This window comes from Streptomyces sp. NPDC001606 (assembly GCF_053596835.1).
Window position 1 is genome coordinate 198,330 of record NZ_JBSFHC010000008.1, and the last position, 25,436, is coordinate 223,765.

General features: G+C 73.5%; 23 protein-coding genes. 15 read left to right on the plus strand and 8 right to left on the minus strand.

Annotated features, from left to right (window positions below; genetic code table 11):
* Window positions 1–44: 44 nt before the first annotated feature.
* Complete coding sequence (locus tag ACWCV9_RS17580) at window positions 45–215, plus strand: hypothetical protein (protein WP_450787602.1); 171 nt, start codon at window positions 45–47, stop codon at window positions 213–215.
* Between the two features lie 407 nt (window positions 216–622).
* Complete coding sequence (locus tag ACWCV9_RS17585) at window positions 623–2,245, plus strand: MDR family MFS transporter (RefSeq protein ID WP_450787603.1); 1,623 nt, start codon at window positions 623–625, stop codon at window positions 2,243–2,245.
* Here the strand turns inward: ACWCV9_RS17585 and ACWCV9_RS17590 are convergent.
* Window positions 2,226–2,861 carry a TetR/AcrR family transcriptional regulator gene (locus ACWCV9_RS17590; RefSeq protein ID WP_450787605.1) on the minus strand — a complete coding sequence of 212 codons (636 nt, stop codon included), beginning with the start codon at window positions 2,859–2,861 and terminating at the stop codon, window positions 2,226–2,228. The genes ACWCV9_RS17585 and ACWCV9_RS17590 overlap by 20 nt on opposite strands.
* Window positions 2,862–2,987: 126 nt before the next feature.
* Between ACWCV9_RS17590 and ACWCV9_RS17595 the strand changes: the two genes are divergently transcribed.
* From ACWCV9_RS17595 to ACWCV9_RS17605, 3 genes are all read left to right on the plus strand, one after another.
* Window positions 2,988–3,923: an alpha/beta fold hydrolase gene (locus tag ACWCV9_RS17595; protein WP_450787607.1), complete on the plus strand. Its 936-nt coding sequence runs from the start codon at window positions 2,988–2,990 to the stop codon at window positions 3,921–3,923.
* A 71-nt stretch (window positions 3,924–3,994) separates the two neighbouring features.
* On the plus strand, window positions 3,995–4,216 hold the full coding sequence (locus tag ACWCV9_RS17600) for a hypothetical protein (RefSeq protein WP_385840750.1): 222 nt from the start codon (window positions 3,995–3,997) through the stop codon (window positions 4,214–4,216).
* A gap of 396 nt (window positions 4,217–4,612) precedes the next feature.
* Window positions 4,613–5,809 carry a GDSL-type esterase/lipase family protein gene (locus tag ACWCV9_RS17605; RefSeq protein WP_450787608.1) on the plus strand — a complete coding sequence of 399 codons (1,197 nt, stop codon included), beginning with the start codon at window positions 4,613–4,615 and terminating at the stop codon, window positions 5,807–5,809.
* A 34-nt stretch (window positions 5,810–5,843) separates the two neighbouring features.
* Here the strand turns inward: ACWCV9_RS17605 and ACWCV9_RS17610 are convergent, their stop codons facing one another.
* Complete coding sequence (locus ACWCV9_RS17610) at window positions 5,844–6,326, minus strand: DUF456 domain-containing protein (RefSeq protein WP_450787609.1); 483 nt, start codon at window positions 6,324–6,326, stop codon at window positions 5,844–5,846.
* A gap of 247 nt (window positions 6,327–6,573) precedes the next feature.
* Here ACWCV9_RS17610 and ACWCV9_RS17615 point away from each other — a divergent pair, with 247 nt between their 5' ends.
* The 3 genes from ACWCV9_RS17615 (at window position 6,574) to ACWCV9_RS17625 (ending at window position 10,548) form a co-directional block, all read left to right on the plus strand.
* A complete protein-coding gene (locus ACWCV9_RS17615; RefSeq protein ID WP_450787611.1) occupies window positions 6,574–7,971 on the plus strand; it encodes a protein phosphatase 2C domain-containing protein in 1,398 nt (465 codons plus the stop codon).
* Between the two features lie 27 nt (window positions 7,972–7,998).
* Window positions 7,999–9,741, plus strand: coding sequence for a pyruvate dehydrogenase (locus ACWCV9_RS17620; protein ID WP_450787612.1), 1,743 nt, complete (start codon window positions 7,999–8,001; stop codon window positions 9,739–9,741).
* A gap of 309 nt (window positions 9,742–10,050) precedes the next feature.
* Window positions 10,051–10,548, plus strand: a complete 498-nt coding sequence (locus tag ACWCV9_RS17625; protein WP_450787703.1) for an ATP-binding protein — start codon at window positions 10,051–10,053, stop codon at window positions 10,546–10,548.
* 137 nt (window positions 10,549–10,685) lie between these two features.
* Here the strand turns inward: ACWCV9_RS17625 and ACWCV9_RS17630 are convergent, their stop codons facing one another.
* On the minus strand, window positions 10,686–11,738 hold the full coding sequence (locus tag ACWCV9_RS17630; RefSeq protein WP_385840756.1) for a DUF2637 domain-containing protein: 1,053 nt from the start codon (window positions 11,736–11,738) through the stop codon (window positions 10,686–10,688).
* A gap of 316 nt (window positions 11,739–12,054) precedes the next feature.
* Window positions 12,055–12,882 (minus strand): (2Fe-2S)-binding protein, encoded by an 828-nt coding sequence (locus tag ACWCV9_RS17635; RefSeq protein ID WP_450787614.1) that lies wholly within the window; start codon window positions 12,880–12,882, stop codon window positions 12,055–12,057.
* A gap of 131 nt (window positions 12,883–13,013) precedes the next feature.
* On the opposite strand from ACWCV9_RS17635, the gene ACWCV9_RS17640 reads away from it, so the two are divergent.
* Window positions 13,014–13,811: a GntR family transcriptional regulator gene (locus ACWCV9_RS17640; RefSeq protein WP_450787616.1), complete on the plus strand. Its 798-nt coding sequence runs from the start codon at window positions 13,014–13,016 to the stop codon at window positions 13,809–13,811.
* 33 nt (window positions 13,812–13,844) lie between these two features.
* Here ACWCV9_RS17640 and ACWCV9_RS17645 read toward each other — a convergent pair whose 3' ends face one another.
* From ACWCV9_RS17645 to ACWCV9_RS17655, 3 genes are all read right to left on the minus strand, one after another.
* On the minus strand, window positions 13,845–14,339 hold the full coding sequence (locus ACWCV9_RS17645) for a DUF2231 domain-containing protein (RefSeq protein ID WP_450787618.1): 495 nt from the start codon (window positions 14,337–14,339) through the stop codon (window positions 13,845–13,847).
* A 68-nt stretch (window positions 14,340–14,407) separates the two neighbouring features.
* Complete coding sequence (locus ACWCV9_RS17650) at window positions 14,408–15,172, minus strand: hypothetical protein (RefSeq protein ID WP_385840760.1); 765 nt, start codon at window positions 15,170–15,172, stop codon at window positions 14,408–14,410.
* A 175-nt stretch (window positions 15,173–15,347) separates the two neighbouring features.
* Window positions 15,348–17,021 carry a PucR family transcriptional regulator gene (locus tag ACWCV9_RS17655; RefSeq protein WP_450787620.1) on the minus strand — a complete coding sequence of 558 codons (1,674 nt, stop codon included), beginning with the start codon at window positions 17,019–17,021 and terminating at the stop codon, window positions 15,348–15,350.
* Window positions 17,022–17,375: 354 nt separating this feature from the next.
* On the opposite strand from ACWCV9_RS17655, the gene ACWCV9_RS17660 reads away from it, so the two are divergent.
* The 6 genes from ACWCV9_RS17660 to ACWCV9_RS17685 all read left to right on the plus strand — a co-directional run bounded on the left by ACWCV9_RS17660 (window position 17,376) and on the right by ACWCV9_RS17685 (window position 24,796).
* Entirely contained in the window at window positions 17,376–18,269 is an 894-nt protein-coding gene (locus ACWCV9_RS17660; protein WP_450787621.1) for an FAD binding domain-containing protein, read from the plus strand.
* Window positions 18,269–18,850 carry a (2Fe-2S)-binding protein gene (locus ACWCV9_RS17665; protein WP_385840764.1) on the plus strand — a complete coding sequence of 194 codons (582 nt, stop codon included), beginning with the start codon at window positions 18,269–18,271 and terminating at the stop codon, window positions 18,848–18,850. The genes ACWCV9_RS17660 and ACWCV9_RS17665 overlap by 1 nt, the downstream gene beginning before the upstream one ends.
* Before the next feature lie 2 nt (window positions 18,851–18,852).
* Window positions 18,853–21,237, plus strand: a complete 2,385-nt coding sequence (locus tag ACWCV9_RS17670; RefSeq protein ID WP_450787622.1) for a xanthine dehydrogenase family protein molybdopterin-binding subunit — start codon at window positions 18,853–18,855, stop codon at window positions 21,235–21,237.
* A gap of 203 nt (window positions 21,238–21,440) precedes the next feature.
* Window positions 21,441–22,898 carry an NCS2 family permease gene (locus ACWCV9_RS17675; protein WP_450787624.1) on the plus strand — a complete coding sequence of 486 codons (1,458 nt, stop codon included), beginning with the start codon at window positions 21,441–21,443 and terminating at the stop codon, window positions 22,896–22,898.
* Window positions 22,899–22,944: 46 nt separating this feature from the next.
* A complete protein-coding gene (locus ACWCV9_RS17680) occupies window positions 22,945–24,099 on the plus strand; it encodes an XdhC family protein (RefSeq protein WP_450787625.1) in 1,155 nt (384 codons plus the stop codon).
* A gap of 55 nt (window positions 24,100–24,154) precedes the next feature.
* A complete protein-coding gene (locus tag ACWCV9_RS17685) occupies window positions 24,155–24,796 on the plus strand; it encodes a LysE family translocator (RefSeq protein ID WP_385840768.1) in 642 nt (213 codons plus the stop codon).
* Window positions 24,797–24,809: 13 nt separating this feature from the next.
* On the opposite strand, the gene ACWCV9_RS17690 is transcribed toward ACWCV9_RS17685, so the two are convergent.
* A complete protein-coding gene (locus ACWCV9_RS17690) occupies window positions 24,810–25,250 on the minus strand; it encodes an SRPBCC family protein (protein ID WP_385840769.1) in 441 nt (146 codons plus the stop codon).
* Window positions 25,251–25,436 lie beyond the last annotated feature (186 nt).

Below are 25,436 nucleotides of genomic sequence, written 5' to 3' on the forward strand. Positions count from 1 at the left end.
GGCTGACCGGCTGGGTCGCCGGGCCGGCTGGGTCGGCTGATCGGTTGGGATCGGCTGATCGGTTCGACCGGGTCGACTGGCTGACCGGCTGTCATCGGTACGGCCGGTTCGGCCGGTTCGACTGGCCCGTCTGGCCCGTCTGGCCCGTCTGGCCCGTCTGGCCCGACTGGCCCGACTGGCCCGAGCGGCCCGTCTGGCCCGACCGGCCCGTCTGACCCGCCCGGCTGACGGGCTGGGATCGGCTGATCGGTTCGACCGGCCCCGACCGGCTCGGCTGGCTGACCGGCTGTCATCGGCTCGATCGGCTCGATCGGCTCGATCGGCCCGACCGGCTCAACTGGCCCGACCGGCTGACCGGCTGACCGGTTGGGATCGGCCGACCGGCTCGACCGGCCGGACGGCCGGACTGGCTGACCGGCTGACCGGCTGACCAGCTGGGATCGGCTGACCGGCTGACCGGCTGACCGGCTCGACCGGCTGGGATCGACTGACCGGCTCGACCGGCCGGCAGGCCCACGCGCCGCGGTGGCCCCGGGCACCACCAGGGCCACCCGGGGCACCACCGGGGCCGCCCCGGCCGGCGCCAACCTCCCCACCCCACCCCTCCCCCCGAGGACCGCATGTGACCTTCTCCGACCCCGATATACAAGAACAGGGCGCGGCCGGGGATGCGCCCGCGCGGCTTACCCACCGGCAGATCACCACCGTCCTGTCCGGGCTGGTGCTCGGCATGTTCCTGGCGGCGCTGGACCAGACCGTGGTCTCCTCCGCGCTGCGGACCATCGCCGACGACCTGCACGGGCTGACCGCGCAGGCCTGGGTGACCACCGCGTATCTCATCACCGCCACGCTGGCGACCCCGCTGTACGGCAAGCTGTCCGACATCCACGGCCGCCGGCGCGTCTATCTCGTGGCGCTCGCCCTGTTCGCGGCCGGCTCGCTGCTGTGCGGCGGCGCCGGGTCGATCTACGAACTCGCGGCCTTCCGCGCCGTACAGGGCCTCGGCGGCGGCGGGCTGATGTCGCTCGCGATGACGATCGTCGCCGACATCACCACGCCCCGGGAGCGGGGCCGCTACCAGGGCTGGTTCATGGCCGTGTTCGGCGGTGCCAGCATCGTCGGCCCGCTGGTGGGCGGCGCCTTCGCGGACCGGGCCACCCTGCTCGGGATCGCCGGCTGGCGCTGGATCTTCCTGATCAACGTGCCGCTGACGGCCGTGGCCGCCGTCACCATCGTCCGCGTCCTGCGCTTTCCGCATCGGCGGGTGCGGCACCGGCTCGACCACCTCGGGGCGCTGGCGCTGGCCGTCGGGCTGGTGCCGTTGCTCACCGTCGCCGAGCAGGGCCGCAGCTGGGGGTGGGGATCGCCCCGGGCGCTGCTGATGTACGGCGTCGGCGCGCTGGGGCTCGCCGGGTTCGCCGTGGTGGAGCGGCGGATGGGCGACGCGGCGCTGCTGCCGCCGCGCCTGTTCCGCATCCGTGCCTTCCGGCTGGGCGTCGGGCTGCACTTCGTCGTCGGCGTCGCCATGTTCGGCGCGATGACGACGCTGCCGCTCTACCTCCAGCTCGTCCGCGGGCTGAGCCCGATGGGGGCGGGCCTGGCCTCCCTGCCCACGGTCGCCGCGAACCTCGCGGTGACCCTGCTGGTGGGCCGGCTGATCGCCCGGACCGGCCGGTTCAAGGTGCATCTCGTGGCCGGCGCGGGCTCGCTCACCGCGGCGCTGCTGGTCTTCGCGACGCTCGGGGTGGACAGCCCGCTGTGGCACGCGGCGCTGGGCATGGCGCTGCTGGGTGCGGGGCTCGGCGCGTCGATGCAGACGCTCACCACGCTCGCGCAGAGCGAGGTGCCGCGTGCCGACATGGGCGCGGCGACGGCGTCGGTCAACTTCTTCCGCTCCAACGGCGGCACGGTCGGTACGGCGGCCTTCCTGTCGGTGCTGTTCAGTACGGCGGCCGGCAAGATCGCCGGCCGGCTGGCCGAGGCCCGCCACGACCCGGCCTACCGCCGGCTGCTGGAGCAGCCCGACACCGCGCACGCCCTGGCGTCAGTGGTGCGTCCCGGCGGCGGGGTCGAATTGGAGGACTCCGCCTTCCTGCGCGCCCTCGACCCCGCCGCGGCGCGGCCGTTCCTGGAGGGGTACGTCTCCTCGATGCGCCTCGTCTTCCTCGTCGGCGCGGCCGTGTCCCTGGTGGCCTTCCTGCTCGCGGCCTGGCGGGTACCGGACCTCACGCTGGCGGACGAGTAGCGGGGCCTTCTCCCTCGGGCAGGAAGACGCGGTCCAGCCGGTAGCCGAGGACGGCGGCGGCGGACTCGGGGCTGCGCTGGCCGACCAGCACGGCGGTGCCGAGGCCCGCGGACAGCGCGAGCAGCGCCACCGCCTCCGCGCCGGGATCCGTCCCGGGCCGCAGCTTCCCGTCCCGCGCGGCCTGTTCCAGCAGCCGGGCCACGGTGGCCTCGGCGGCGTCCGGCTCCCGGATGAAGGGCTGGGCCGCCAGTGCCTCGTCGGTGACGGACAGGACGGCGTAGGCCGTGTACAGGTGGTGGAAGGTGCGGCTCTCCTCGTCGACGGGGAGGGCCGCCGTGAGCAGCGCCTCCAGCACCGTACGCGGGCCCGGCTCCGGACCAGCGGCCCGGACCCGGGCGGTCACCCGCTGCCCGAACCGCTCGGTGAGGTGGCGCAACCCGAAGAGCAGCAGCTTCTCCTTGGTCTCGAAGTAGTACTGCACCAGCCGCAGCGAGACGCCCGCCTCCGCCGCCACGTCGCGCATCCCCACGGCGTGCAGTCCGAGCCGTGCGGCCGCCCGGACCAGGGCCTCGGCGATCTCGGTCCGCCGCGCTGCGTGGTCCACCCGCTTGGGCATGGTCAGGGTCTCCGCATCGTCGCCGGCGCTCGGGACGGGCCGCGTCCGCGGCCCCCTTTGATGATACAGCCGTACCATCATCGTGGTACGGTCGTATCACAAAGATCGACTACCCCGGAGGTGGCCGTGCCCGAGTCCGCAAGCGCCCGTTCCCGGCCCGATGTCGGCCGCTTCGTCAGCGACGCCTGGCGCGACCGCTACTACGCGGCCTGCGACGCGGTCTACGCGCTGGGTGCACCCGCGTCCTGGGAGCAGGACGTCGAGACGTCCGCCGGCACCACCCACGTCTACCGCTACGACCCCGCCGACCCGGCCGCCCGCGACCGCACCCCCGTCGTCCTGGTGCACGGCGCGGGCTCCTGCTCCGCCATGTGGTACCCGAACACCCCCGCGCTCAGCGCCGAACGCACCGTCTACGCGATCGACACCCCCGGCGACCCCGGCCGCAGCGTCCAGCGCGCCCCCCTCCACGAGCCCGCACGGGCCGCCGAGTGGCTGGACGAGACGCTGGCCGGGCTCGGCCTCGACCAGGTGCACCTCGTCGGCACCTCCTACGGCGGCTGGCTCGCCCTGAACCAGGCGCACCGCAGGCCGGACCGCCTCGCCTCCGTCACACTGCTCGACCCCGGCGGACTGGAGAAGGTGGGACTGCGCTTCTTCGCATGGATCTTCGTCAGCCTCCTCGCGACCTTCGCCCCCAAGGCGCTGCGGCCCCGGCTCGCGGCCTGGCTGGAACAGCCCGTGCTGGTCGTGCCGGAGCTGCGCGCCATGGTCCACGCCGGGGTGCGCGCCTACCGCATCCGCCGGCCGGCCCCGCTGCCCCTGTCGGACGCCGAACTGGCCACCGTGCGGACCCCGTTGTACCTGGTGCTCGGCAGGCGCAGCCTGCTGGTGCACCCGCAGCGGCAGGCCGAGCGCGTGCCCCGGCTGATACCGGGCGCCCGGGCGGACATCCTCTCCGGCACCGGCCATGGCCCCCAGATCGACCTGGCCGCCGAGACCAACCGGGCCATGCTGGACTTCATGACGGACACCGAGCGAGACCGCCCGTCGGTGCCGTGACGCGGCTGTTCCGATGCGGATCTGTGTCGACAACCACAGCGAGCTGTCCCCGGATGGGCGCATACTGAGCTATGACCCCGTCTGCTGCACCCAAGCGCCATCTGCCCACCAGCCCCTTCAAGGCCCCGGTCGTACCGGTTCCCAAGCACTTCGCCATGGGTGACCAGGTCACCCACGACGTGTACGGCCTCGGCCGGGTCGTCGGCATCGAGGACGGCATCGCCGCGCTCGTGGATTTCGGCTCGGCACAGATGCGGATCCTGAGCCCCTACGCCAAGATGACCAAGTTGTAGAACCGCTGTGCCCGGTCACGGCACACCAGGCCCCGTCCGGGGCCTGACACGAAAGAGAGATCTCCCATCGACCTGACCTCGCTGTTCTCCGCCCCGGAGGGCCAGCCCCGCTCCTCCGCCCCGGCATCGCCGCCTCCGGCGAACAACCCCTTCCAGGCCCCGGACTTCGGGGACGCCGAGTCCGGCACGTACGAGGACGCACCGGATCCCGCCCCGGCCCGGCGTACGGAGCGACCCGAGGCCGCATAGCTCCGCATCGTTCGTCCGAGGCCCGTCGCGCTCCGTCCGCTGCGCCGGACGGGTGGTACGGCGTGGAGGTTCCGGTGGGACCGCGTGGCCGTGTGGCACCGTCGGCTCCGAGGAGCCTCGGGAAGCCTCGGAAGGGCGGGCACGTGCATGACCAAGGTCGGGCGGTTCCTGGCGGTCCTGCTGCTGGCGCTGGCGCCGGGCACGGCAAGGGCGGCGGCGGCCGAGGCACCGGCGCCGCCGCGCTGGACCGGCAGCTGGGAGACGGCGCCGTCCGGCACCGCCGCCGCCCGGCCCGGCGCCGCCGTCCGTGATGTCGTCCACCTCAGCGTCGGCGGCAGCGCCGTGCGGGTACGGCTCAGCAACCGCCTCGGCACCGCGCCGCTGCACCTGGGGGCCGTCACCGTCGCACTTCGCCGCGCGGCCGGCCCGGACGCCCTGCCCGGCACCCTGCGCACCGCCACCTTCCGGGGGGCCCGCACGGTCACCGTGCCGCCCGGCCGGGACACCCTCACCGACCCGGTGCCGCTGCGCGTCCCGGCCGGCGCCGACCTGCTCGTCAGCGTCTACACCCCGGACGACGACGGCCCCGCCACCTACCACCGCAGCGCCCTCCAGACCAGCTACCTCGCCCCGGTCGGCGCCGGCCAGGCAGCCGACGAGACCGGCGCCGCGTACACCACGACCACCAGCCACTGGTACTACGTCACCGGCGTCGACGTCCGCGGCCCCGCCGCCGGCAGCATCGTCGCGTTCGGCGACTCCCTCACCGACGGCACCGGCTCCACCGCCGACACCAACCACCGCTGGCCCGACCGGCTCGCCGAGGAACTGGGCCCGCACCGGCTCGGCGTCCTCAACGCCGGCATCGGCGGCAACCGCCTGCTGCACGACGGGGTCGGCCCGAGCGCGCTCACCCGCCTGGACGCCGACGCGCTGAACCGGCCGGGGGTGCGCGTCCTGGTCGTCTTCGAGGGCATCAACGACATCAAGGGCAGCCCGGAGGCGAGCGACCCCGCCGCCTACGCGGACGCCTACCGCGCCATCGCCGCCCGCGCCCACGCCCGGGGCATCCGGGTCGTCGGGGTCACCCTCACCCCGTTCGGCGGCTACCCCGCCTACACCGCCGCCCGCGAGGCGGTACGGCAGCAGGTCAACGCCTTCATCCGCACCGGCCGCGCCTTCGACGCGGTCGCCGACGCCGACGCCGCCGTCCGCGACCCGGCCGACCCCACCCGTATCCGGCCCGGCTACGACCCCGGAGACCACCTTCACTTCGACGACGCGGGCATGGCCGCGATCGCCCGCACGGTCCACCAGGCCCTCGCCCGGCGCCCCTGGGCGTAGCGCCTGAGCCCGCGCGCCGTTCCGGCCCGCGGGCTCAGCCCGCGATCACCGCTCCCAGCCATGCCCCCACGATCAGCAGGCACGCGAACAGCTCCGCCAGCACGCTCGCGCCCCCCGCGCCCATGGCCGTCCGCAGCGCGGCCATCGCCTCGCCGTGCCGCCCCAGCCGAAGCCGCTCGTGCAGATAGATCCCCGCCATGAAACCCGGCACCGCACCCAGCACCGGCAGCACCACGAACCCGAGCAGGCTGCCGACGCCCGCGTACACCGCCATCAGCGGCGTCGCCCCGCTCTCCCGCAGCCGCCGCGGCGGCAGCGCCCAGCGCGCCATCTGCGCCAGCAGCAGCACCCCGGTGGCGCCCACCAGCACACCCCAGGCGACCGGCTGCGGATCGGTCAGCGCCCACCACAGGACCGCGGCCCACACCAGCCACGACCCCGGCACCCCGGGCACCAGCACTCCGCACAGGCCGAGCACGAGCACAACCCCGACCAGCAGGAGTTCCCACACTCCCATCTGCCCAGAGTGCCGGACATCGGAAGAAGCCGCAGGTCACCGGGCGGCTCGGCGGGTGACCCAGCCCCGCTCGCGGGCGGCCCGGACCAGCCGGAGCCGGGCCGTCACCCCGGCCGGCGACCATCAACCACCCTTGCTCGTACGGCTGTTCGCCCCCTCGCCCGACACGCCGCTCGATCATGCGTGCCGCGCCGGATTTTCCCGATGCCCCGTTTTCATACAGCCCGTGCGGTGGACAATGAAGGACATGAGCCAGCAGGGGGGAAGCAACGCCCGCCAGGAGGACGACTGGTGGGGGCAGCTGTACGACGACTCCACCGCGGACACCGGCCCCACGGCCGCGCCGGATTCCCTGGACGACCGCTTCGCCTCGGCGAAGAAGGCGGTGACGGAGCGGCCGCCCGAACCACCACCACCACCGCCCCCTCCCACCCCCCAGGCCGACGCGGAGCCCGACGCCGGGACCGGCCCGGAGCCCGCCGCGGTGGATCCCGGCGCCCGGGAACCCGCGGTCCCGCGACCACGGGCCGCCCACACCCCACCCCCGCCCCCCTCCGCGCCACCCCCTGAGCCCGCGCGTCCGACGGCACCCCCGCCCCCCACCGCGCCCGCGGGCCCGACGCCACCCCCGCCGGCCCCCGCACCTCCCCCCGCCGCCCCCGGCGTACCCCCCGCCCCCGACTACGTCGGCTCCGGACCGCCCACCTACGCCGCCGAACCCACCGCGCTGCCCGCCGCCGATCCGGACACCCTGGAGGAGCTGGTCCCGGACACCGTGCTGGACGGGGCGCGGTACGGGGCGTGCACGCTGCGGGCCGCGTCGGTGCGCGGGGACTCGGCGCGTTACCGGGGCGAGCCCCGCCGGGACGTGCTGCTCACCGCGCGGTTCGGGACGGGCGGACAGGCACTGCTGCTCGTCGCGATGGCGACCGGCGCGCGCGGCACCCCGGGCGCGCATCTGGCGGCCGCCGAGGCCTGCCGGTGGATCGGCCGGGCGGTGGGCCGCAGCCATCGGCGGCTGGCGGAGGACATCCACGCGGCCCGGCGCGGCGACCTCAAGTCGGGTCTGCACCGGCTCACCGACCGCAGCCTCGGCAGGCTCCGGGCGAGCGCCGTCGATCAGGGCATCGACCCCGAGGAGTACACGGCGACCCTGCGCTGTCTGCTGCTGCCCGCCGACCCGGACTGCCGTACCCGCGTCTTCTTCGGCGTCGGCGACGGCGGGCTGTTCCGGCTGCGCGGCGGCGAGTGGCAGGACATCGAGCCGCGCCCGTCGCCGCCGGACGACACCGGCGGCGGGCCCGTGCTCGGCTTCGGCTCGGTCCCGGAACGGACCCCGGAGGGCGACCGGCTGACCATGGACCTCGGCATCCCGACCCCGCCCAGCCCCTACGAGCCCGCCCCGGAGCCGCCCCGCGAGCCGTTCCGGTTCCGGGCCTCGGTAGCCCGCCCGGGTGATGTGCTGGTGATGAGCACCGCGGGCCTGGCCGACCCGCTGCACGGCGAGCCCGCCCTCTGCGCCTATCTGGCCCGCCGCTGGTCCGGCCGGGCCGCGCCCGGTCTCGCCGCGTTCCTCGCCGACGTCCAGGTACGGGTGAAGGGGTACGCCGACGACCGTACGGCTGCGGCCGTGTGGGAGGCGTGACGCCGCGACCTGTGCCTGTATGGGTGCATGGCCAAGCAGAACGTAGCCGAGCAGTTCGTCGACCTGCTGGTGCGCGCCGGCGTGCGCCGCCTCTACGGGGTGGTCGGCGACAGCCTCAACCCGGTCGTCGACGCCGTGCGCCGCAACGCTGCCATCGACTGGATCCATGTGCGCCACGAGGAGACCGCCGCGTTCGCCGCCGGCGCCGAGGCCCAGATCACCGGGCGGCTGGCCGCCTGCGCCGGCTCCTGCGGCCCCGGCAATCTGCACCTGATCAACGGCCTCTACGACGCCCACCGCTCGATGGCCCCGGTGCTCGCCCTCGCCTCGCACATCCCCTCCAGCGAGATCGGCCTCGGCTACTTCCAGGAGACCCACCCGGACCGGCTCTTCACCGAGTGCAGCCACTACAGCGAGCTGATCTCCAGCCCGAAGCAGATGCCCCGCCTGGTGCAGACCGCCATCCAGCACGCGGTCGGCCGCCGCGGGGTCAGCGTGGTCTCGCTGCCCGGCGACATCGCCGCCGAACCCGCCCCGGACAAGGCCCCCGAGAGTGCCCTCGTCACTTCCCGGCCCACCGTGCGGCCCGGCGACGCCGAGCTGGACGCGCTCGTGGAGATGATCGACGCGGCCGGCAAGGTCACCCTGTTCTGCGGCAGCGGCACGGCCGGCGCGCACGCCGAGGTGATGGAGTTCGCCGGGCGGATCAAGGCACCCGTGGGACACGCCCTGCGGGGCAAGGAGTTCATCCAGTACGACAACCCGTACGACGTCGGCATGAGCGGCCTCCTCGGCTACGGCGCCGCCTACGAGGCCACCCACGCGTGCGATCTGCTGATCCTGCTCGGCACCGACTTCCCGTACAACGCCTTCCTGCCCGACGACGTCCGCATCGCCCAGATCGACGTACGGCCGGAGGTCCTCGGCCGCCGGTCCCGGCTCGACCTCGCCGTGTGGGGCGACGTCCGCGAGACGCTGCGCTGTCTGATCCCACGGGTGCGGGAGAAGACGGACCGGCGCTTCCTCGACCGGATGCTGCGCAGACACGCCGACGCCCTGGAGGGCGTGGTCAAGGCGTACACCCGCAAGGTCGACAAGCACGTCCCGATCCACCCCGAGTACGTGGCGGCCGTGCTGGACGAGATCGCCGCCGACGACGCGGTGTTCACCGTCGACACCGGGATGTGCAACGTGTGGGCGGCACGGTACGTCTCGCCCAACGGGCGGCGCCGGATCATCGGTTCCTTCTCGCACGGGTCGATGGCGAACGCGTTGCCGATGGCGATCGGCGCCCAGTTCACCGACCGGCGCCGGCAGGTGGTCTCGATGTCCGGCGACGGCGGCTTCTCCATGCTGATGGGCGACTTCCTGACCCTCGTGCAGTACGACCTGCCGGTGAAGGTCGTCCTGTTCAACAACTCCTCGCTCGGCATGGTGGAGCTGGAGATGCTGGTCTCCGGGCTGCCCTCGTACGGCACCGCCAACACCAACCCGGACTTCGCCGCCGTCGCCCGCGCCTGCGGGGCGTACGGGGTCCGGGTCGAGAAGCCCAAGCAGCTCGCCGGGGCGCTCCGGGACGCCTTCCGGCACCGGGGTCCGGCGCTGGTCGACATCGTCACGGACCCCAACGCCCTGTCCATCCCGCCGAAGATCAGCGCCGAGATGGTCACCGGGTTCGCCCTGTCCGCCTCGAAGATCGTGCTGGACGGCGGGGTCGGCCGGATGCTCCAGATGGCCCGGTCCAACCTGCGCAACGTCCCGCGGCCCTGAGCCGGCCCGCCCCTCGCCGCGGGGATCGGATTTCGGCCAGTTTCGGCCGAGGTGGTGAGGGGGTCACCGGCGGTGTCCGGCCCGTCCCGGCCGGTGTCCCGGGGCGCCCGGGGCGGCCTGCGCAGTGCCGGAGGGTGGCCGAAGGGCCGCGGCGGCGCCCGGCGGGTGCCGGGCGAAGGGCGCGAGCGTGGCCGAACCGCCGGTCATCGGGGCGGGCCAAGGACTGCCCGGGAGCCCGCTGGGCAAGCATCCCCCGTGAACGTGTTCGACCACCAGGGGCAGGGTCCGAGCGGCGGGCGGGCGGGGGTCATGAAGAGGCAGGCGCGAGGAGGCGGTTCCAGGGCCGTCGGGGCCTTCTCGGCGACGACGGGGGACGAGGCGGGGGACGCCGTGGGGGCAGGGTCCGACACCATCACCGAACACGCGCACCGGCTCCGGCGCAGGCTGGGGCGGGCGGATCTGCGGGCGGTGCCCGAGGCCCGGCGGGAGTTGCGCGCACTGCTGCGGCACTGGGGCAGACCGGGCCGCTCCGAGATAGCCGAGCTGCTCACCAGCGAACTCGTCACCAACGCCCTGGTGCACACCGACCACGACGCCGTGCTGACGGCCGTCGTCGGACCGGACGGACTGCGCGTGGAGGTACGGGACTTCGTGGCCCGCAGACCCGAGGTGCACGCCCCGGACGGGGACGAGGACACGCACGGCCGGGGCCTGGTCCTGGTGGAGTCCCTCGCGGACGCCTGGGGCGTACGGCCGCACGGCGTGGGCAAGTCGGTGTGGTTCCACCTGGGCGCCGAAGCGGCCTAGGCGCTGTCTTCCGGATCCTGCCGACGCGCGGGCAGGGCGGGTGCGGCGACAGACGGGCACGGGACGGGGGCGCGACCCGTGCGGTCGCGCCCCCGTCCCGTGTCTCCGTCCCTGTGCGGTGGCTGCCCGCCGACGGATCAGCCGAACTGCTGCTCCAGGTCCTTGAGCTTGCGCTCCAGGGAGTCCAGACGCGGCAGGGCCTGGGTGTCGTCCTCCGCGGTGAGGTCGACGGTGGTCACCGGCTCAGCGCCGGGGCGGACCGGCTGAAGGGAGGGTCGGGCGCGTACCGGCAGCTGCTCCGCGGTGGATATGGCAGGCTCCGCGGTGGCCGTCCCGGGGCCGCGCTCCACCGCCTGCACCTCGACCTCGACCTCGCGGCCGCCGCCCCGGCCGACGAAGCCGCGGTGGCCCCGGCTGATGGCCTTGAGCTGGGCCCGGTCCAGGCGCTGCTGGTCGCGCCGACGCTGCCGCTCCTCCTCCTTCTGCCGCATGTCGTCGCGGACCTCCTCGACCGCCTCGTCCAGGCTGCGCACGCCCTCCAGGAGCATCAGCGACCAGGCGCGGTAGGTCTCGCGCGGGGCCCGCATCCAGCGCACCACGCGGATCTGCGGCAGCGGCCGCGGCACCAGGCCCTGCTCGCGCAGCGCGGCCCGGCGGGTCTGCTTCAGCGCCCGGTCGAACAGCACGGCCGCGGAGAGCGACATGCCGGAGAAGAACTGCGGGGCGCCCGCGTGACCGGCGCCCCGGGGCGCGTGCACCCAGTTGAACCAGGCCGCCGCGGCGGCGAACATCCACACCAGTATCCGGGAGCCGAGCGCCGCGTCACCGTGGCTGGCCTCGCGCACGGCGAGGACGGAGCAGAACATCGCCGCACCGTCCAGGCCGAACGGCACCAGGTACTGCCAGCCGTCGGTCAGCCCCAGGTTCTGTTCGCCGAAGCCGACGAGGCCGTGGAAGGAGAGGGCGGCCGCGACCGCCGCACAGCAGAACAGCAGGACGTAGGAGGCCGTGCCGTAGATGGCCTCCTTGCGCCGTCGGCGCTCCTCGCTGCGCTCCCACGAGTCGTCCGCGTTCGCGTTCTCCCCGGAGGAGCGCTTGCCGCGCGCGAGCACCGCCACCGCCACCAGCATGCCCAGGAGCAGTACGGCGCCCGGAAGCAGCCAGTTCAGCGATATGTCGGTCAGTCTCATCAGGGGTCCCTTGCATTGGGATAGGGCGTAACGCCCGCCATAGTGGCCCACTCCCGACGGCCCTCAGGGGGTTTCGGGGCAAGAGGCCGCCAAGGAGGTGCAAGGGGATGCCCAAGACGGCGTTCTGCTCGAACTGCCGCTTGAGGGGCGGGAGTTGAGTTCGAATAAGACTACCCGTACGGATGGTTCCTCGGAAAGTTCCTGCGACTCGTGAGGAAGTTGTGAATGCCCTGTCCGTGGCCGGGCAGTCCTCCGGGTTGCCGTTGCCGGTGATCTTAGTGGACGCCGGACCGTGCTCCAGCCATCCGATGCCCCGTCAGGCCGCTGCGGCCGCCGTCGGCCTGACGGTGGTGCAGATGCGCGGACAGGTGGCACAGGTGTCCTCGGGGCGCACGGTGTAGAACATGCAACAACTGGTCCGCTCGCGGGTGGCCAGGGGTGCGCCGTCGGGGCCGGCCGGCACCCGGAACGCGGCCGCGCCGGCGTACGGCCGGGTGGCGCCGGGCAGCAGCAGTTCCAGCTCGCGCACCGCCCGCTCCTCCTCGCCCAGCATCCGGGCGACGTACCACAGCCCCTCCACCACCTCGTCGGTCGCCATGCCCCACAGTGCCCGGCCGCGCCGCCGCATCCGCGGCCCGAAGGCGGCCAGCAGGGGCTCCAGGTGCTCGGCCACGGCCGCCCGCACCTCGCCCCGCAGCGCCTCCTCGTCCGGTACGGCGACGGCCCCGGGCAGCGCGGCCGCCGGGTCGCCCGGCAGGCAGGAGAAGGAGAGCGGCGCGCGTACGGCCATCCGCCCGCCGTCGCGGTCGTAGGCGACGTGTGTCACGGGCAGCCGGGGCACCCGGCGGTGCAGGAACCACGGCACGGTGATCAGCAGGCAGGCGGGCCAGGCGTAGCGGTGCAGTCCGAAGCTCGCGACGACGTCCGGCCGGGCCTCGTGGCCGTAGTCGCGCAGCACCTGGGCGGCGTCCCAGGCCAGATAGGCGTCCAGCGCGGCGCCGCCCGCCGCGAGCCCGGCGGCCTCCACCCAGCCGCCGTCGCCCGGGATCTCCTCGCCCGGGGCCGACACGGTCACGGTCAGGCCGGGGAAGCCGGCGTGCAGACGGTCGTACGCGGCGGTGAACGGGGAGGCCGCAGCGGGCATGGCGAAACCACCGGTCCTTGATCGCGGACAAAGTCGTGAAGGTAAGGCTTACCTTACTCACTTTCGATCGAATTTGAACTGTCGCCTCGGGCGCCTAAGGTGCTTGACGGACAAGCGACAACCCGCCGTTAATGACCCCAAGTACCGACAAGCCGCCAGGAGGACCCGTGGAGCAGGGAGTGAGCCGGATGCCGGCGCAGACGCTCGCGGCCGCCGCCCTGGACGGCGCACGGGAGCGGGACACGGCTGTGCCGGGCGCGCGCGGCGAGCACACGCACGGCGAGCGGCCGCTCCCCGCGGCGCGCTCCGCCGTGCAGCGCTCCTCGGTACGCGCGCAGATCCTGGACGCCCTGCGCACGGCGCTGGTGGTCGGGGAGCTGCGGCCCGGCGAGGTCTATTCGGCGCCGGTGCTCGGCGAGCGGTTCGGGGTCTCGGCCACGCCCGTCCGGGAGGCCATGCAGCAGCTCGCCCTGGAGGGCGCCGTCGAGGTCGTGCCCAACCGCGGCTTCCGGGTCGTCGAGCGCGGGGCGCGGGAACTGGCCGAGCTGGTGGAGGTGCGGGCGCTCCTGGAGGTGCCGGTGCTGCTGCGGCTCGCCCGGACGGTGCCCGCCGAGCGGTGGGCCGAACTGCGGCCGCTCGCCGAGGAGACGGTGCGGGCGGCCGGCGCCGGGTGCCCGGCCGCGTACGCCGAGACCGACCGGGCCTTCCACGGCGCGCTGCTCGGGCTCTCCGGCAACGAACAGCTGGTCCGCATCGCCGAGGACGTGCACCGCCGCTCCCAGTGGCCCCTGGTCGGCGGCCCGGTCCGGCACACCCGGGCGGACCTGCTCGCGGACGCGACCGAACACCTGGCCCTGCTGGACGCACTGGTGGCGGGGGACGCGGACGCGGTGCGGGGACTGGTCTCGGGACACTTCACCGCGGCGTAGCGGGGGCGGTCCGGCTCCCGCCGCCGGAAGGCCTCAGGAGCCGTCGGCCGCTCCGTGGCCCTGCTTCGAGTAGGCGTCGTGCCACGCGGCCTTCGCGCCCGAGTCACCGATCCGGTAGACGTCGACCACCGCGCCCGCCGCCACGGCCACCGACAGCACGCCCACGGCGATCCGCACCGGCAGCGAGTTCAGCCGGCGGCTGCCCGTCGTGGCGCGCGTCGCCCACCACACCACCGCCGCCAGCACGAAAAGGCCCAGCGCCCACGGCAGCAGGCCGTCGCCCAGCTCGGTGTGGCGGCGGACCAGCGCATCGTCCTCGACGTGCCGCTCCAGCCACTCACCCGCCTGCGTGGTCAGCGGCACACTGGCCAGAGCCACGAAGGCGAGTCCGGGCAGCAGCACGCCCAGCCGCCGGGCGGCGGCCGGCCATATCGCGGCGGCCACCAGGGCGAGCGCGGTCAGCGGGACGAGGACCACGACGACGTGGACCAGCAGGACATGGGCCGGAAGGCCGTTGACGAGGCTCATCGGGGCGCTCTCCTGAGAGGGGTCTTCGGGGGCGCGCCACCCTCGCACACGAATCTCTCAGTTCCTTCTCAGGCCGTCGCCGCTCCCGGCGCCGGGGGCGCTAGCTGGCGTGCCAGCCAGGTGGGCACTCCGCCGAGCAGCCGGAACAGCCGCCGGGCCTCCTCGCGCAGCCGGGAGGCCTCCGGCTCCTCCTCCGTGTCCGCCAGCGAGACGAGCGCGGGTGCCGTACCCACCAGGTAGCCCAACTCCTCGCGCAGCCGCAGGGATTCGGCGAAGCCGTGCCGCGCCTCGGCCAACTCCCCGTCGCGCAGGGCGAGTCCGGCCAGGTGCCGCCAGGTGAAGGAGAGCAGCAGCGGGTCGGCGTGCGCGGCGGCGGCCGCGTGCGCCCGGCGGTAGGCGGCGCGGGCCGCCTGCGGGGAGCGGGTGAGGTTCTCGGCGAGCAGCCCCCGGCGGAAGTCCAGCAGCGCCCGCCCGGCCGACCCGGGTGGCAGCAGCGCCGCCGCCCGGCCCAGCGCGGCCCGCGCCTCGTCGGCCCGGTCCCGGACGCCGTGCAGCGTTGCCGCGTAGGCGAGTTGGCCCCGCTCGCAGGCGGCCGCGCCGCGCTCCTCGTCGCTGTGCGCGAGCGCCTCCGCGGTGCGCAGCGCGTCCTCGGCCTCCGCCCAGCCCCGCTCGGTGTACAGACACCGTTCGACGAACAGCGTGGCCCGCTGCAACGCCGTGGGCGCGGTGTCGGATGGCAGCAGGGCCGCGGCGTCGGCCCAGCAGGCCCGGCTGCGCAGCCGCCATACCGCGGTCTGGAGCGGATCGTCACCGGTGGTTCCGTTACCAGACATGGCGGTATGCGCCACGTTGCCCTCCCCATGCACGCCATCGAGCTGTTGAGTGGTGGCGGCATTCCAGCACCGATCGCCCGGCCGGGCCAAGGGGGTGGGTGAAAGATTTCACAAAGTGGTGGGGAGTTGGCGCGAGATGGTTTGCCCGGTCGCGCGCCCCCGGCGGGGCTTCGCCTCAGCTCATCCGCAGCGCAAGGAAGAAGTCCAGCTTGTCCTCGAGCCGGGAGAGGTCGCGGCCCGTCAACTGCTCGATCCGCCCGACCCGGTAGCGCAGCGTGTTGACGTGCAGGTGGAGCCGGGTGGCGCAGCGCGTCCAGGAGCCGTCGCAGTCGAGGAACGCCTCCAGGGTCGGGATCAGCTCCGCCCGGTGCCGGCGGTCGTAGTCCTTCAGCGGGTCCAGCAGGCGGGCCGTGAACGCGCGGCGGACGTCGTCCGGCACGAACGGCAGCAGCAGCACATGGCTGGCCAGTTCCTGGTGGCCGGCGGCGCAGACCCGGCCGGTGCGGGCGGCGGCCACCCGGCGGGCGTGCCGGGCCTCCTCCAGGGCGCCGCGCAGCCCCTCCGCCGAGTGCACGGCCGCGCTGACGCCGAGGGTGAGCCGCCCGTCGTCGTCCAGGCCGGCCGACAGCGGCTCCCGCACGGCCTGGAGCAGCGCGTCGGCCAGCAGACCGGTCTCGGAGCCGTCGTGCTCGGAGGAGACCGCGGGGAGCGGCACCAGGGCGATCGCCTCGTCGCCGGTGTGCGCGACCGCGATCCGGTCGGACGGCTCCGGGCCCGTGGCCAGCGGGTCGACCAGGATCTCCTCCAGCAGCGACTGGGCGACCGGGCCGCCCTCGATCCCGTTGTCCTCCCACTCCACGCGGGCCACCACCACCTGCCAGTGCGGGGCGGCCCCGAGGCCGGGCAGCAGCACCGGCGCGGCGACCCGCAGGCGGGCGGCGATCTCGGCGGGCGCGGCGCCCGTCTGCACCAGCTCCAGCACCTCCTGGGCGAGCCGGCGCCGTACCGTACGGGCCGCGTCCCGGCGGTCCCGCTCGACGGAGATCAGCTGGGTGACGCCCTGGAGCAGGTCCAGGCGCTCCTCGGGCCAGTCGCCCGCGTCCGCCTCCACGGCCAGCAGCCAGTCCGAGAGCACGGTCTCGCGCACATCGCGGGACGCCTGCGGGGAGCGGCCGGAGGAGCGGATCGGGAAGAGGGAGAAGGTGCTGCCGGCCAGCAGCACGCGGTGCGGGCCGCGGCGGCCGGTGCGGGTGGCGGACAGGTGCTCGGCGGCGAGCTTGGCGCAGGTCTCGGCGGGCAGCGCCGGGCCCGCCTCCTTGGAGCCGGCGATCAGCCGGCCGGTGGGGGAGAGCACCCAGGCGCGCAGGTCCAGGTCGGAGCCGAGCAGGTCCAGGACCACGTCCGGGCCGCCGCCCGCCGGGCCCGAGGTCATCATCCGCCGGTGCCGGTCCACCACCGCCGCGAGATCCCCGGCGCGCTCGCCGGAGACCTGCCGTACGACATGCTCGGTGATCGACGCGAACGCCACCGACTCGTGCACCGCGAACAGCGGCAGCCGGTGTCTGGCGCAGGCCAGCACCAGGTCGTCCGGCACATCGCCCAGCTCCGCCTCGCCGGCCGCGAGGGCCGCCACCCCGGCCTGCGCCAGGATCCGCACGAACGGTTCGGAGTCGTCCGCGTCCCGGCGCCAGGCCAGGCCGGTGAGCACCAGTTCGCCGCCGGAGAGGTAGCGGCTCGGGTCCCGCAGGTCGGTGGTCATGACCCCGCGGACCTGGCGGTCCAGCTCGTCCTCGCCGCCGAGCAGCCGCAGGCCCAGCGCGTCGGTGTCCAGCAGTGCGCGCAGCCGCATCTCTTCGCCGCCGTTCTTTGTCTCGAAACCTACGATGAATCTTGGAGGGGGCCGGGGCGGACTCCCGCCACCGTGCTCCCGCGGTCCGTGCCGGGGCGCGCGCCGGGGTGTCCCCGCCGATTCCTGTGTTTCTCCAGGAAAACGGAGGGGTTACCGATGACCTCCGTTCATACGAATCTACAAGATGACCTCCGCGGCCAGCCAACTCCTTCATGGTTTCGGTGACTGACCCCGCCGGACTACAGGGCGGTGTACTGAGTCCACTCCGCGTTAACAGCACATGAACGAGCCGGGCCCGCCGCACACGGATTGGCTCAATCTGTACGACCCACGAGACGAAGAAGAGAGCCGGTCATGGACTTCCTTCGCCCTGCCAGCTGGGAGGAGGCGCTCGCCGCGAAGGCCGAGCACCCCACCGCTGTGCCGATTGCGGGTGGCACCGATGTGATGGTCGAGATCAACTTCGACCACCGCCGGCCCGAGTACCTCCTCGATCTGAACCGCATCGGCGATCTCTCCGAGTGGGAGGTCGGCGAGGACGCCGTGCGGCTCGGTGCCTCCGTCCCGTACACCCGGATCATGGAGAACCTCCGTGCCGAGCTGCCGGGCCTCGCGCTCGCCTCGCACACCGTCGCCTCCCCTCAGATCCGCAACCGCGGCGGCGTCGGCGGCAACCTCGGCACGGCCTCGCCCGCCGGGGACGCCCACCCCGCCCTGCTCGCGGCCGGCGCCGAGGTCGAGGTGGCGTCGGCGGCCCGCGGCACCCGGCTCATCCCGATCGACGAGTTCTACACGGGCGTCAAGCGCAACGCGCTCCAGCCCGACGAGCTGATCCGCGCCGTGCACATCAAGAAGGCCGACGGCCCGCAGCAGTACTCGAAGGTCGGCACCCGCAACGCCATGGTCATCGCCGTGTGCGCCTTCGGTCTCGCGCTGCACCCCGAGACCCGCACCGTGCGCACCGGCATCGGCTCGGCCGCCCCGACCCCGGTCCGGGCCAGGACCGCCGAGGAGTTCCTGAACGCGGCCCTGGAAGAGGGCGGCTTCTGGGACAACGGAAAGATCATCACCCCGTCGGTCGCCAAGCAGTTCGCCGAGCTGTGCTCGGCCGCCTGCAACCCGATCGACGACGTCCGGGGCACCGCGAGCTACCGCCGCCACGCGGTCGGTGTGATGGCCCGCCGGACGCTCACCTGGACCTGGGAGTCGTACCGCGGCGCCCGCCGCGCATCTGAGGGAGCTGCGTAATGCGCGTCAACTTCACCGTCAACGGACGTCCGCAGGAGGCCGACGACGTCTGGGAGGGCGAGTCCCTCCTGTACGTGCTGCGCGAGCGCCTCGGCCTGCCCGGTTCGAAGAACGCCTGCGAGCAGGGCGAGTGCGGCTCCTGCACCGTGCGCCTGGACGGCGTGCCGGTCTGCTCCTGCCTGGTCGCGGCCGGTCAGGTCGAGGGCCGCGACGTGGTGACCGTCGAGGGCCTCGCGGACTACGCCAAGCAGCGCGCCGAGGGCGGCTGCGCCTCCGGCGCCTGCGGTACGACCCTCCAGGACGCCCAGCACTGGCAGGCCAAGGGAACCGACTCGCAGACCGGCGAGGGCACCGAGCTGTCCCCGATCCAGCAGGCGTTCATCGACGCCGGCGCCGTCCAGTGCGGCTTCTGCACCCCGGGTCTGCTCGTCGCCTCCGACGAGCTGCTGGAGCGCAACCCGAACCCCACCGACGCGGACATCCGCGAGGCGCTGTCGGGCAACCTGTGCCGCTGCACGGGCTACGAGAAGATCATGGACGCGGTCCGCCTGGCGGCCGCCCGCCAGTCCGAGGAGGTCTGACGATGCCGACCAACGGCGCCCCTACGAAGATCACGCAGGGTTCCCAGACCAAGGGCGGCATCGGCGAGTCCACGCTCCGCCCGGACGGCACCCTCAAGGTCACCGGCGAGTTCGCCTACTCGTCCGACATGTGGCACGAGGACATGCTGTGGGGACAGATCCTGCGCTCCACCGTCGCGCACGCCGAGATCGTCTCGATCGACACCTCCGAGGCCCTGGCCATGGCGGGCGTGTACGCCGTACTCACCTACGACGACCTGCCCACCGAGGTCAAGAACTACGGCCTGGAGATCCAGGACACCCCGGTCCTCGCGCACGGCAAGGTACGCCACCACGGCGAGCCGGTCGCGCTGGTCGCCGCCGACCACCCGGAGACGGCCCGCCGCGCCGCCGCCAAGATCAAGGTCGAGTACCGCGAACTCCCGGTCATCACCGACGAGAAGTCGGCCCTGGCCCCGGACGCGATCCTCGTCCACGAGGGCCGCGACGACCACCACTCCGGGCACGTCCCGCACCCGAACATCGTGCACCGCCAGCCGATCGTCCGCGGCAACGCGGACGAGGCCGCCAAGCGGGCCGACGTCATCGTCAAGGGCGAGTACACCTTCGGCATGCAGGACCAGGCCTTCCTCGGCCCCGAGTCCGGCCTCGCCGTCCCGGAGGAGGACGGCGGCGTCCACCTCTACATCGCCACCCAGTGGCTCCACTCCGACCTGCGCCAGATCGCGCCCGTCCTCGGCCTGCCCGAGAAGAAGGTGCGGATGACCCTGGCCGGCGTCGGCGGCGCGTTCGGCGGCCGCGAGGACCTGTCCATGCAGATCCACGCCTGCCTGCTGGCGCTGCGCACCGGCAAGCCGGTCAAAATCGTCTACAACCGGTTCGAGTCCTTCTTCGGGCACGTCCACCGGCACCCGGCGAAGCTCTACTACGAGCACGGCGCCACCAAGGACGGCAAGCTCACGCACATGAAGTGCCGGATCGTCCTGGACGGCGGCGCCTACGCCTCCGCCTCCCCGGCGGTCGTCGGCAACGCCTCCTCCCTGTCGGTCGGCCCGTACGTCATCGACGACGTGGACATCGAGGCCATCGCCCTCTACACCAACAACCCGCCCTGCGGCGCCATGCGCGGCTTCGGCGCGGTCCAGGCGTGCTTCGCCTACGAGGCGCAGATGGACAAGCTGGCCGCGAAGCTCGGCATGGACCCGGTGGAGTTCCGGCAGCTGAACGCGATGGAGCAGGGCACCATCATGCCGACGGGCCAGCCCGTCGACTCGCCCGCCCCGGTCGCCGAACTGCTGCGCCGCGTCAAGGCGATGCCGCTCCCGCCGGAGCGCCAGTGGGAGTCCAGCGAGGGCGCCGACGTACGGCAGCTGCCCGGCGGCCTGTCCAACACCACGCACGGCGAGGGCGTCGTACGCGGCGTCGGCTACGCGGTCGGCATCAAGAACGTCGGCTTCTCCGAGGGCTTCGACGACTACTCCACCGCCAAGGTGCGCATGGAGGTCATCAACGGCGAGCCCGTCGCCACCGTGCACACCGCGATGGCGGAGGTCGGCCAGGGCGGTGTCACCGTCCACGCGCAGATCGCCCGCACCGAACTCGGTGTCACCCAGGTGACCATCCACCCCGCCGACACCCAGGTCGGCTCCGCCGGCTCCACCTCGGCCTCCCGGCAGACCTATGTCACCGGCGGCGCGGTGAAGAACTCCTGCGAACTGGTCCGCGAGCGGGTACTGGAGATCGGGCGCCGCAAGTTCGGCTCCTACCATCCGGCCTGGGCCACGGCCGAACTCCTGCTGGAGGGCGGCAAGGTCGTCACCGACGGCGGCGAGATCCTCGCCGACCTGGTCGACGTCCTGGAGGACGAGGTCGTGGAGATCGAGGCGGAGTGGCGGCACCGCCCCACCGAGCCCTTCGACCTGCGCACCGGCCAGGGCAACGGACACGTCCAGTACTCCTTCGCCGCCCACCGCGCGGTCGTCGAGGTCGACACCGAGCTGGGCCTGGTCAAGGTCATCGAGCTGGCCTGCGCCCAGGACGTGGGCAAGGCGCTCAACCCGCTCTCCGTCATCGGCCAGATCCAGGGCGGCACCACCCAGGGCCTGGGTGTGGCGGTGATGGAGGAGATCATCGTGGACCCGAAGACCGCGAAGGTCAGGAACCCCTCCTTCACGGACTATCTGATCCCGACCATCCTCGACACGCCGACCATCCCGGTCGACGTGCTCGAACTCGCCGACGAGCACGCCCCGTACGGGCTGCGCGGCATCGGCGAGGCCCCGACCCTGTCGTCCACCCCGGCCGTCCTCGCGGCGATCCGGAACGCGACCGGGCTGGAGCTGAACCGGACGCCCGTGCGCCCGGAACACCTCACGGGCACCGCGTAACACCGCACAGCTCTCCGGGCGGCGCAGGGAACGTCACACACTCCGCCGCGCCGCCCGGAGGAACCACCCTTTGAGTTCCGCACCGCTCGCGGTCCTTGAAACACCACCTTTGTTCGTCCTGGGCCGTCCCCCGGGTCGTCCATTCCCAAATCCCGTACCTCGAACGTGTACGGGTGCCCCTGTGAACCTTGGGAGATGGCACCATGACCCAGCAGTCAGTGGAGCCCAGGACCGCAGCCGACGAAGCGGGCGAGGGCTCGCGCATCCCGGCCGGACGGTCCTGGCTCGACCGGTACTTCCACATATCCAGACGAGGATCCTCCGTCGCGCGCGAGGTGCGCGGCGGCATCACCACCTTCATGGCGATGGCGTACATCCTCCTGCTCAACCCGCTCATCCTGTCCGGCAAGGACGTCCACGGCGACACCCTCGGTCAGAAGGCCCTGATCACCGCCACCGCCCTCGCCGCGGCCTTCACCACGCTGCTGATGGGTTTCGTCGGCAAGGTGCCGCTCGCCCTCGCCGCCGGCCTCTCCGTGTCCGGCGTCCTGTCCTCGCAGGTCGCCCCCAACATGACCTGGCCGCAGGCCATGGGCATGTGTGTGATGTACGGCGTCGTCATCATGCTGCTGGTCGTCACCGGCCTGCGTGAGATGATCATGAACGCGATCCCGCTGGCGCTCAAGCACGGGATCACCATGGGCATCGGCCTGTTCATCGCGCTCATCGGTCTGTACAAGTCCGGCTTCGTGCACAAGGGCGAGGCCACCCCGCTCAGCCTCGGCCCGGCGGGCCAGCTCACCGGCTGGCCGGTGCTGCTCTTCGCCGGCACCCTGCTGCTGATCTTCATGCTCCAGGCCCGGAACATCCCCGGCGCCATCCTGATCGGCATCGTCAGCGGCACGGTCGTCGCCGCGGTCCTCAACGGCATCGGCGTCATCGACCCCAGGCAGTGGGCCAACGGCGCGCCCGCACTGCACGGCAGCGCCGTCTCCATGCCCGACTTCTCGCTCCTCGGACACGTCGAGTTCGGCGGCTGGGGCAAGGTCGGCGCGATGACGATCACCATGATCGTCTTCACCCTGGTGCTGGCCGGCTTCTTCGACGCGATGGCCACCATCATCGGCGTCGGCACCGAGGCCGAGCTCGCCGACGACAAGGGCCGGATGCCCGGCCTGTCCAAGGCGCTGTTCATCGACGGCATGGGCGGTGCGATCGGCGGCGTGGCGGGCGGCTCCGGCCAGACCGTCTTCATCGAGTCCGCCACCGGTGTCGGCGAGGGCGCCCGCACCGGACTCGCCTCGGTCGTCACCGGCCTGCTGTTCGCCGCGGGTCTGTTCTTCACCCCGCTGACCGCGATCGTCCCGCAGGAGGTCGCCTCCGCGGCCCTCGTCGTCATCGGCGCGATGATGATGATGAACGCGCGGCACGTCGACTGGGCCGACCGCGCCACCGCGATCCCCGTCTTCCTGACCGTGGTCCTGATGCCCTTCACGTACACCATCACCACCGGTGTCGCCGCGGGCGTCATCTCCTACACGGCCATCAAGTCCGCCCAGGGCAAGGCCCGCGAGATCGGCGCCTTCATGTGGGGTCTGACGGTGGTCTTCCTGATCTACTTCGCGCTGCATCCGATCGAGGGCTGGCTCGGCGTGCACTAGCCCGCCCGCCCTCCCCCCTTCCCGTCGCACGTAAGGAGACCGAGAGATGCTGGACATCGCCGAGGAGCTGAACCGGTGGGTCGAGCAGGGCCGTGACTTCGCCGTCGCCACCGTGGTGGCCGTCGGCGGCAGCGCCCCGCGCCAGCCCGGCGCCGCCCTCGCGGTGGACACCGACGGCACCGCCATCGGCTCGGTCTCCGGCGGATGTGTGGAGGGTGCCGTGTACGAGCTGTGCCGGCAGGCGCTCGAGGACGGGCAGACCGTCCTCGAACGCTTCGGCTACAGCGACGAGGATGCCTTCGCCGTCGGTCTCACCTGCGGCGGCATCATCGACATCCTCGTCACACCGGTCCGGGCGGACGGTCCCGCCCGGCCGGTGCTCGCGGCCGCGCTGGCCGCCGCGGCCCGTGGGGAGGCCGCGGCGGTCGCGCGGATCGTGGAGGGTCCGGCCGACCTGACGGGCCGGGCCCTCCTCGTCCGCCCCGACGGCTCGCACGAGGGCGGCTTCGGCGCACACCCCGAACTCGACCGCACGGTCGCCGCCGAGGCGGGCGCGTTCCTGGACGCGGGCCGGACCGGCACCCTGGAGATCGGCGAACAGGGCTCGCGCTGCGGCGCCCCGCTCACCGTCCTGGTCGAGTCCTCCGTCCCCGCCCCCCGGATGATCGTCTTCGGCGCGATCGACTTCGCCTCGGCGCTGGTCCGCGTCGGCACATTCCTCGGCTACCACGTCACGGTCTGCGACGCCCGCCCGGTCTTCGCCACGCGGACCCGCTTCCCCGAGGCGGACGAGATCGTCGTCGAGTGGCCCCACAAGTACCTCGAGCGCACGGAGGTCGACGCCCGTACCGTCCTGTGCGTCCTCACCCACGACGCCAAGTTCGACGTACCCCTGCTCCGGCTGGCCCTGCGCCTGCCCGTCGCCTACGTCGGCGCGATGGGCTCCCGCCGCACCCACCTGGAGCGCAACGAACGCCTGCGCGAGGTCGGCGTCACCGAGCTGGAGCTGGCCCGGCTGCACTCCCCGATCGGCCTCGACCTCGGCGCCCGTACGCCGGAGGAGACGGCACTGTCGATCGGCGCGGAGATCGTCGCCCACCGGCGCGGCGGCAGCGGGGTCTCCCTGACCGGCGCGCACACCCCGATCCACCACGACACCACGGCCGTGCGGCCGGCGGGCCGGATCGGCTCGGTGGCCTGAGCGGACACCGGAAAAACGGTTTGCCCCGTGCGGCCGGCCCGGATTGCATGAGGACATGCTGTCCTCCGACCGGCTGGCCGCGTTCGCGGCGCTGTCGCTGCTGCTCATCGTGGTGCCGGGCCCCAGCGTGCTGTTCGTGATCGGCCGGGCCCTGGCGCACGGCCGCCGGGCCGCGCTGACCACCGTCATCGGCAACACGCTCGGCGCGTACGTCCTGGTGACCGCCGTGGCCCTCGGCGTCGGCTCGCTCGTGGAGCGCTCGCTCCTCGTCTTCACCGCCCTGAAGCTCGCGGGCGCCGCCTACCTGGTGTACCTGGGCATCAGGGCCTGGCGGCAACGCGGCTCGCTGCGGGCCGCGTTCACCGGGCCCGGCGCCCCGGCCCACGGCGGCCTGCGCACCCTGTGGGAAGGGTTCGCCGTCGGCGTGGCCAACCCCAAGACCATGGTCTTCTTCGCCGCCGTCCTGCCGCAGTTCGTGGACCGCGAGCAGGGGCACGTCCCGGCCCAGATGCTGCTGCTCGGGCTGGTCTTCAACGTCCTCGCCCTCGCCTGCGACAGCGTCTGGGGCCTGGCCGCCTCCGCCGCCCGGGACTGGTTCGCCCGGTCACCCCGGCGGCTCGCCGCGGTCGGCGGGGCGGGCGGCCTGACGATGATCGGCCTGGGCGTCACGGTGGCGGTGACGGGCCGCAAGGACTGACCCACCGGCCCGTTCAGGGCCGTCGCAGCAACCGGTTCGCCGCCCGCCCGAACGTCGTACGGGCCACCCGCTCCAGGACGCCGTCGAAGGCGCGGGGCAGGAAGCGGACCCGCAGCTCCTCCCGCCACACCACCCGGGCGCGGCCGCCGGGCCCCGGCCCGACCTCGATCTCGGCCCAGCCGAGGATCACCCGGCCGCGCTTCTCCAGCCGGCACAGCCCGCCCTCGCCGTCGGCGGGCGGCCGCCACACCGTCACCTCCATCACATCGTCGAAGGCCAGCGGGCCGACGCCCGAACGCGCCACGAACCGCGTGCCCTCCCCGGTCGGCGCGGGCGTGAGCACCCTGATCCGGGTCAGCGGGACCGCGTCGGCGTGGCGGGGCCACTGGGTGAGCCGGCGCCAGGCCTCCGCCACGGGAAGGGGCGCCGTACGTACGAGGGAGAAGGTGGGCACGGCACGATCGTAGGCAATGACCGCCTCCGGCCCGCGTGTTCGCACCGCGCGGCGACCCGCCCGCCGGGCGTTCCACCGGGGCCGCAGCCGTCCCGTCCCGCACCCGCTCGCCCAAGCCCCCGGCCATCCGCCACGACCCCGTGCACACCAGTAGTACCGGACGGGCACTCGGAGTAACCTCGGAAA

Bases quoted from the DNA above. Each gene is read 5' to 3' on its own strand.
- ACWCV9_RS17590 (WP_450787605.1), bottom strand. From the start codon at position 2,861: ATGCCCAAGCGGGTGGACCACGCAGCGCGGCGGACCGAGATCGCCGAG.
- ACWCV9_RS17640 (WP_450787616.1), top strand. From the start codon at position 13,014: ATGACCCCAAGTACCGACAAGCCGCCAGGAGGACCCGTGGAGCAGGGA.
- ACWCV9_RS17655 (WP_450787620.1), bottom strand. From the start codon at position 17,021: ATGCGGCTGCGCGCACTGCTGGACACCGACGCGCTGGGCCTGCGGCTG.
- ACWCV9_RS17645 (WP_450787618.1), bottom strand. From the start codon at position 14,339: ATGAGCCTCGTCAACGGCCTTCCGGCCCATGTCCTGCTGGTCCACGTC.
- ACWCV9_RS17685 (WP_385840768.1), top strand. From the start codon at position 24,155: ATGCTGTCCTCCGACCGGCTGGCCGCGTTCGCGGCGCTGTCGCTGCTG.
- ACWCV9_RS17620 (WP_450787612.1), top strand. From the start codon at position 7,999: ATGGCCAAGCAGAACGTAGCCGAGCAGTTCGTCGACCTGCTGGTGCGC.
- ACWCV9_RS17675 (WP_450787624.1), top strand. From the start codon at position 21,441: ATGACCCAGCAGTCAGTGGAGCCCAGGACCGCAGCCGACGAAGCGGGC.
- ACWCV9_RS17600 (WP_385840750.1), top strand. From the start codon at position 3,995: ATGACCCCGTCTGCTGCACCCAAGCGCCATCTGCCCACCAGCCCCTTC.
- ACWCV9_RS17635 (WP_450787614.1), bottom strand. From the start codon at position 12,882: ATGCCCGCTGCGGCCTCCCCGTTCACCGCCGCGTACGACCGTCTGCAC.
- ACWCV9_RS17625 (WP_450787703.1), top strand. From the start codon at position 10,051: ATGAAGAGGCAGGCGCGAGGAGGCGGTTCCAGGGCCGTCGGGGCCTTC.
- ACWCV9_RS17615 (WP_450787611.1), top strand. From the start codon at position 6,574: ATGAGCCAGCAGGGGGGAAGCAACGCCCGCCAGGAGGACGACTGGTGG.
- ACWCV9_RS17670 (WP_450787622.1), top strand. From the start codon at position 18,853: ATGCCGACCAACGGCGCCCCTACGAAGATCACGCAGGGTTCCCAGACC.
- ACWCV9_RS17650 (WP_385840760.1), bottom strand. From the start codon at position 15,172: ATGTCTGGTAACGGAACCACCGGTGACGATCCGCTCCAGACCGCGGTA.
- ACWCV9_RS17660 (WP_450787621.1), top strand. From the start codon at position 17,376: ATGGACTTCCTTCGCCCTGCCAGCTGGGAGGAGGCGCTCGCCGCGAAG.
- ACWCV9_RS17665 (WP_385840764.1), top strand. From the start codon at position 18,269: ATGCGCGTCAACTTCACCGTCAACGGACGTCCGCAGGAGGCCGACGAC.
- ACWCV9_RS17610 (WP_450787609.1), bottom strand. From the start codon at position 6,326: ATGGGAGTGTGGGAACTCCTGCTGGTCGGGGTTGTGCTCGTGCTCGGC.
- ACWCV9_RS17605 (WP_450787608.1), top strand. From the start codon at position 4,613: ATGACCAAGGTCGGGCGGTTCCTGGCGGTCCTGCTGCTGGCGCTGGCG.
- ACWCV9_RS17680 (WP_450787625.1), top strand. From the start codon at position 22,945: ATGCTGGACATCGCCGAGGAGCTGAACCGGTGGGTCGAGCAGGGCCGT.
- ACWCV9_RS17630 (WP_385840756.1), bottom strand. From the start codon at position 11,738: ATGAGACTGACCGACATATCGCTGAACTGGCTGCTTCCGGGCGCCGTA.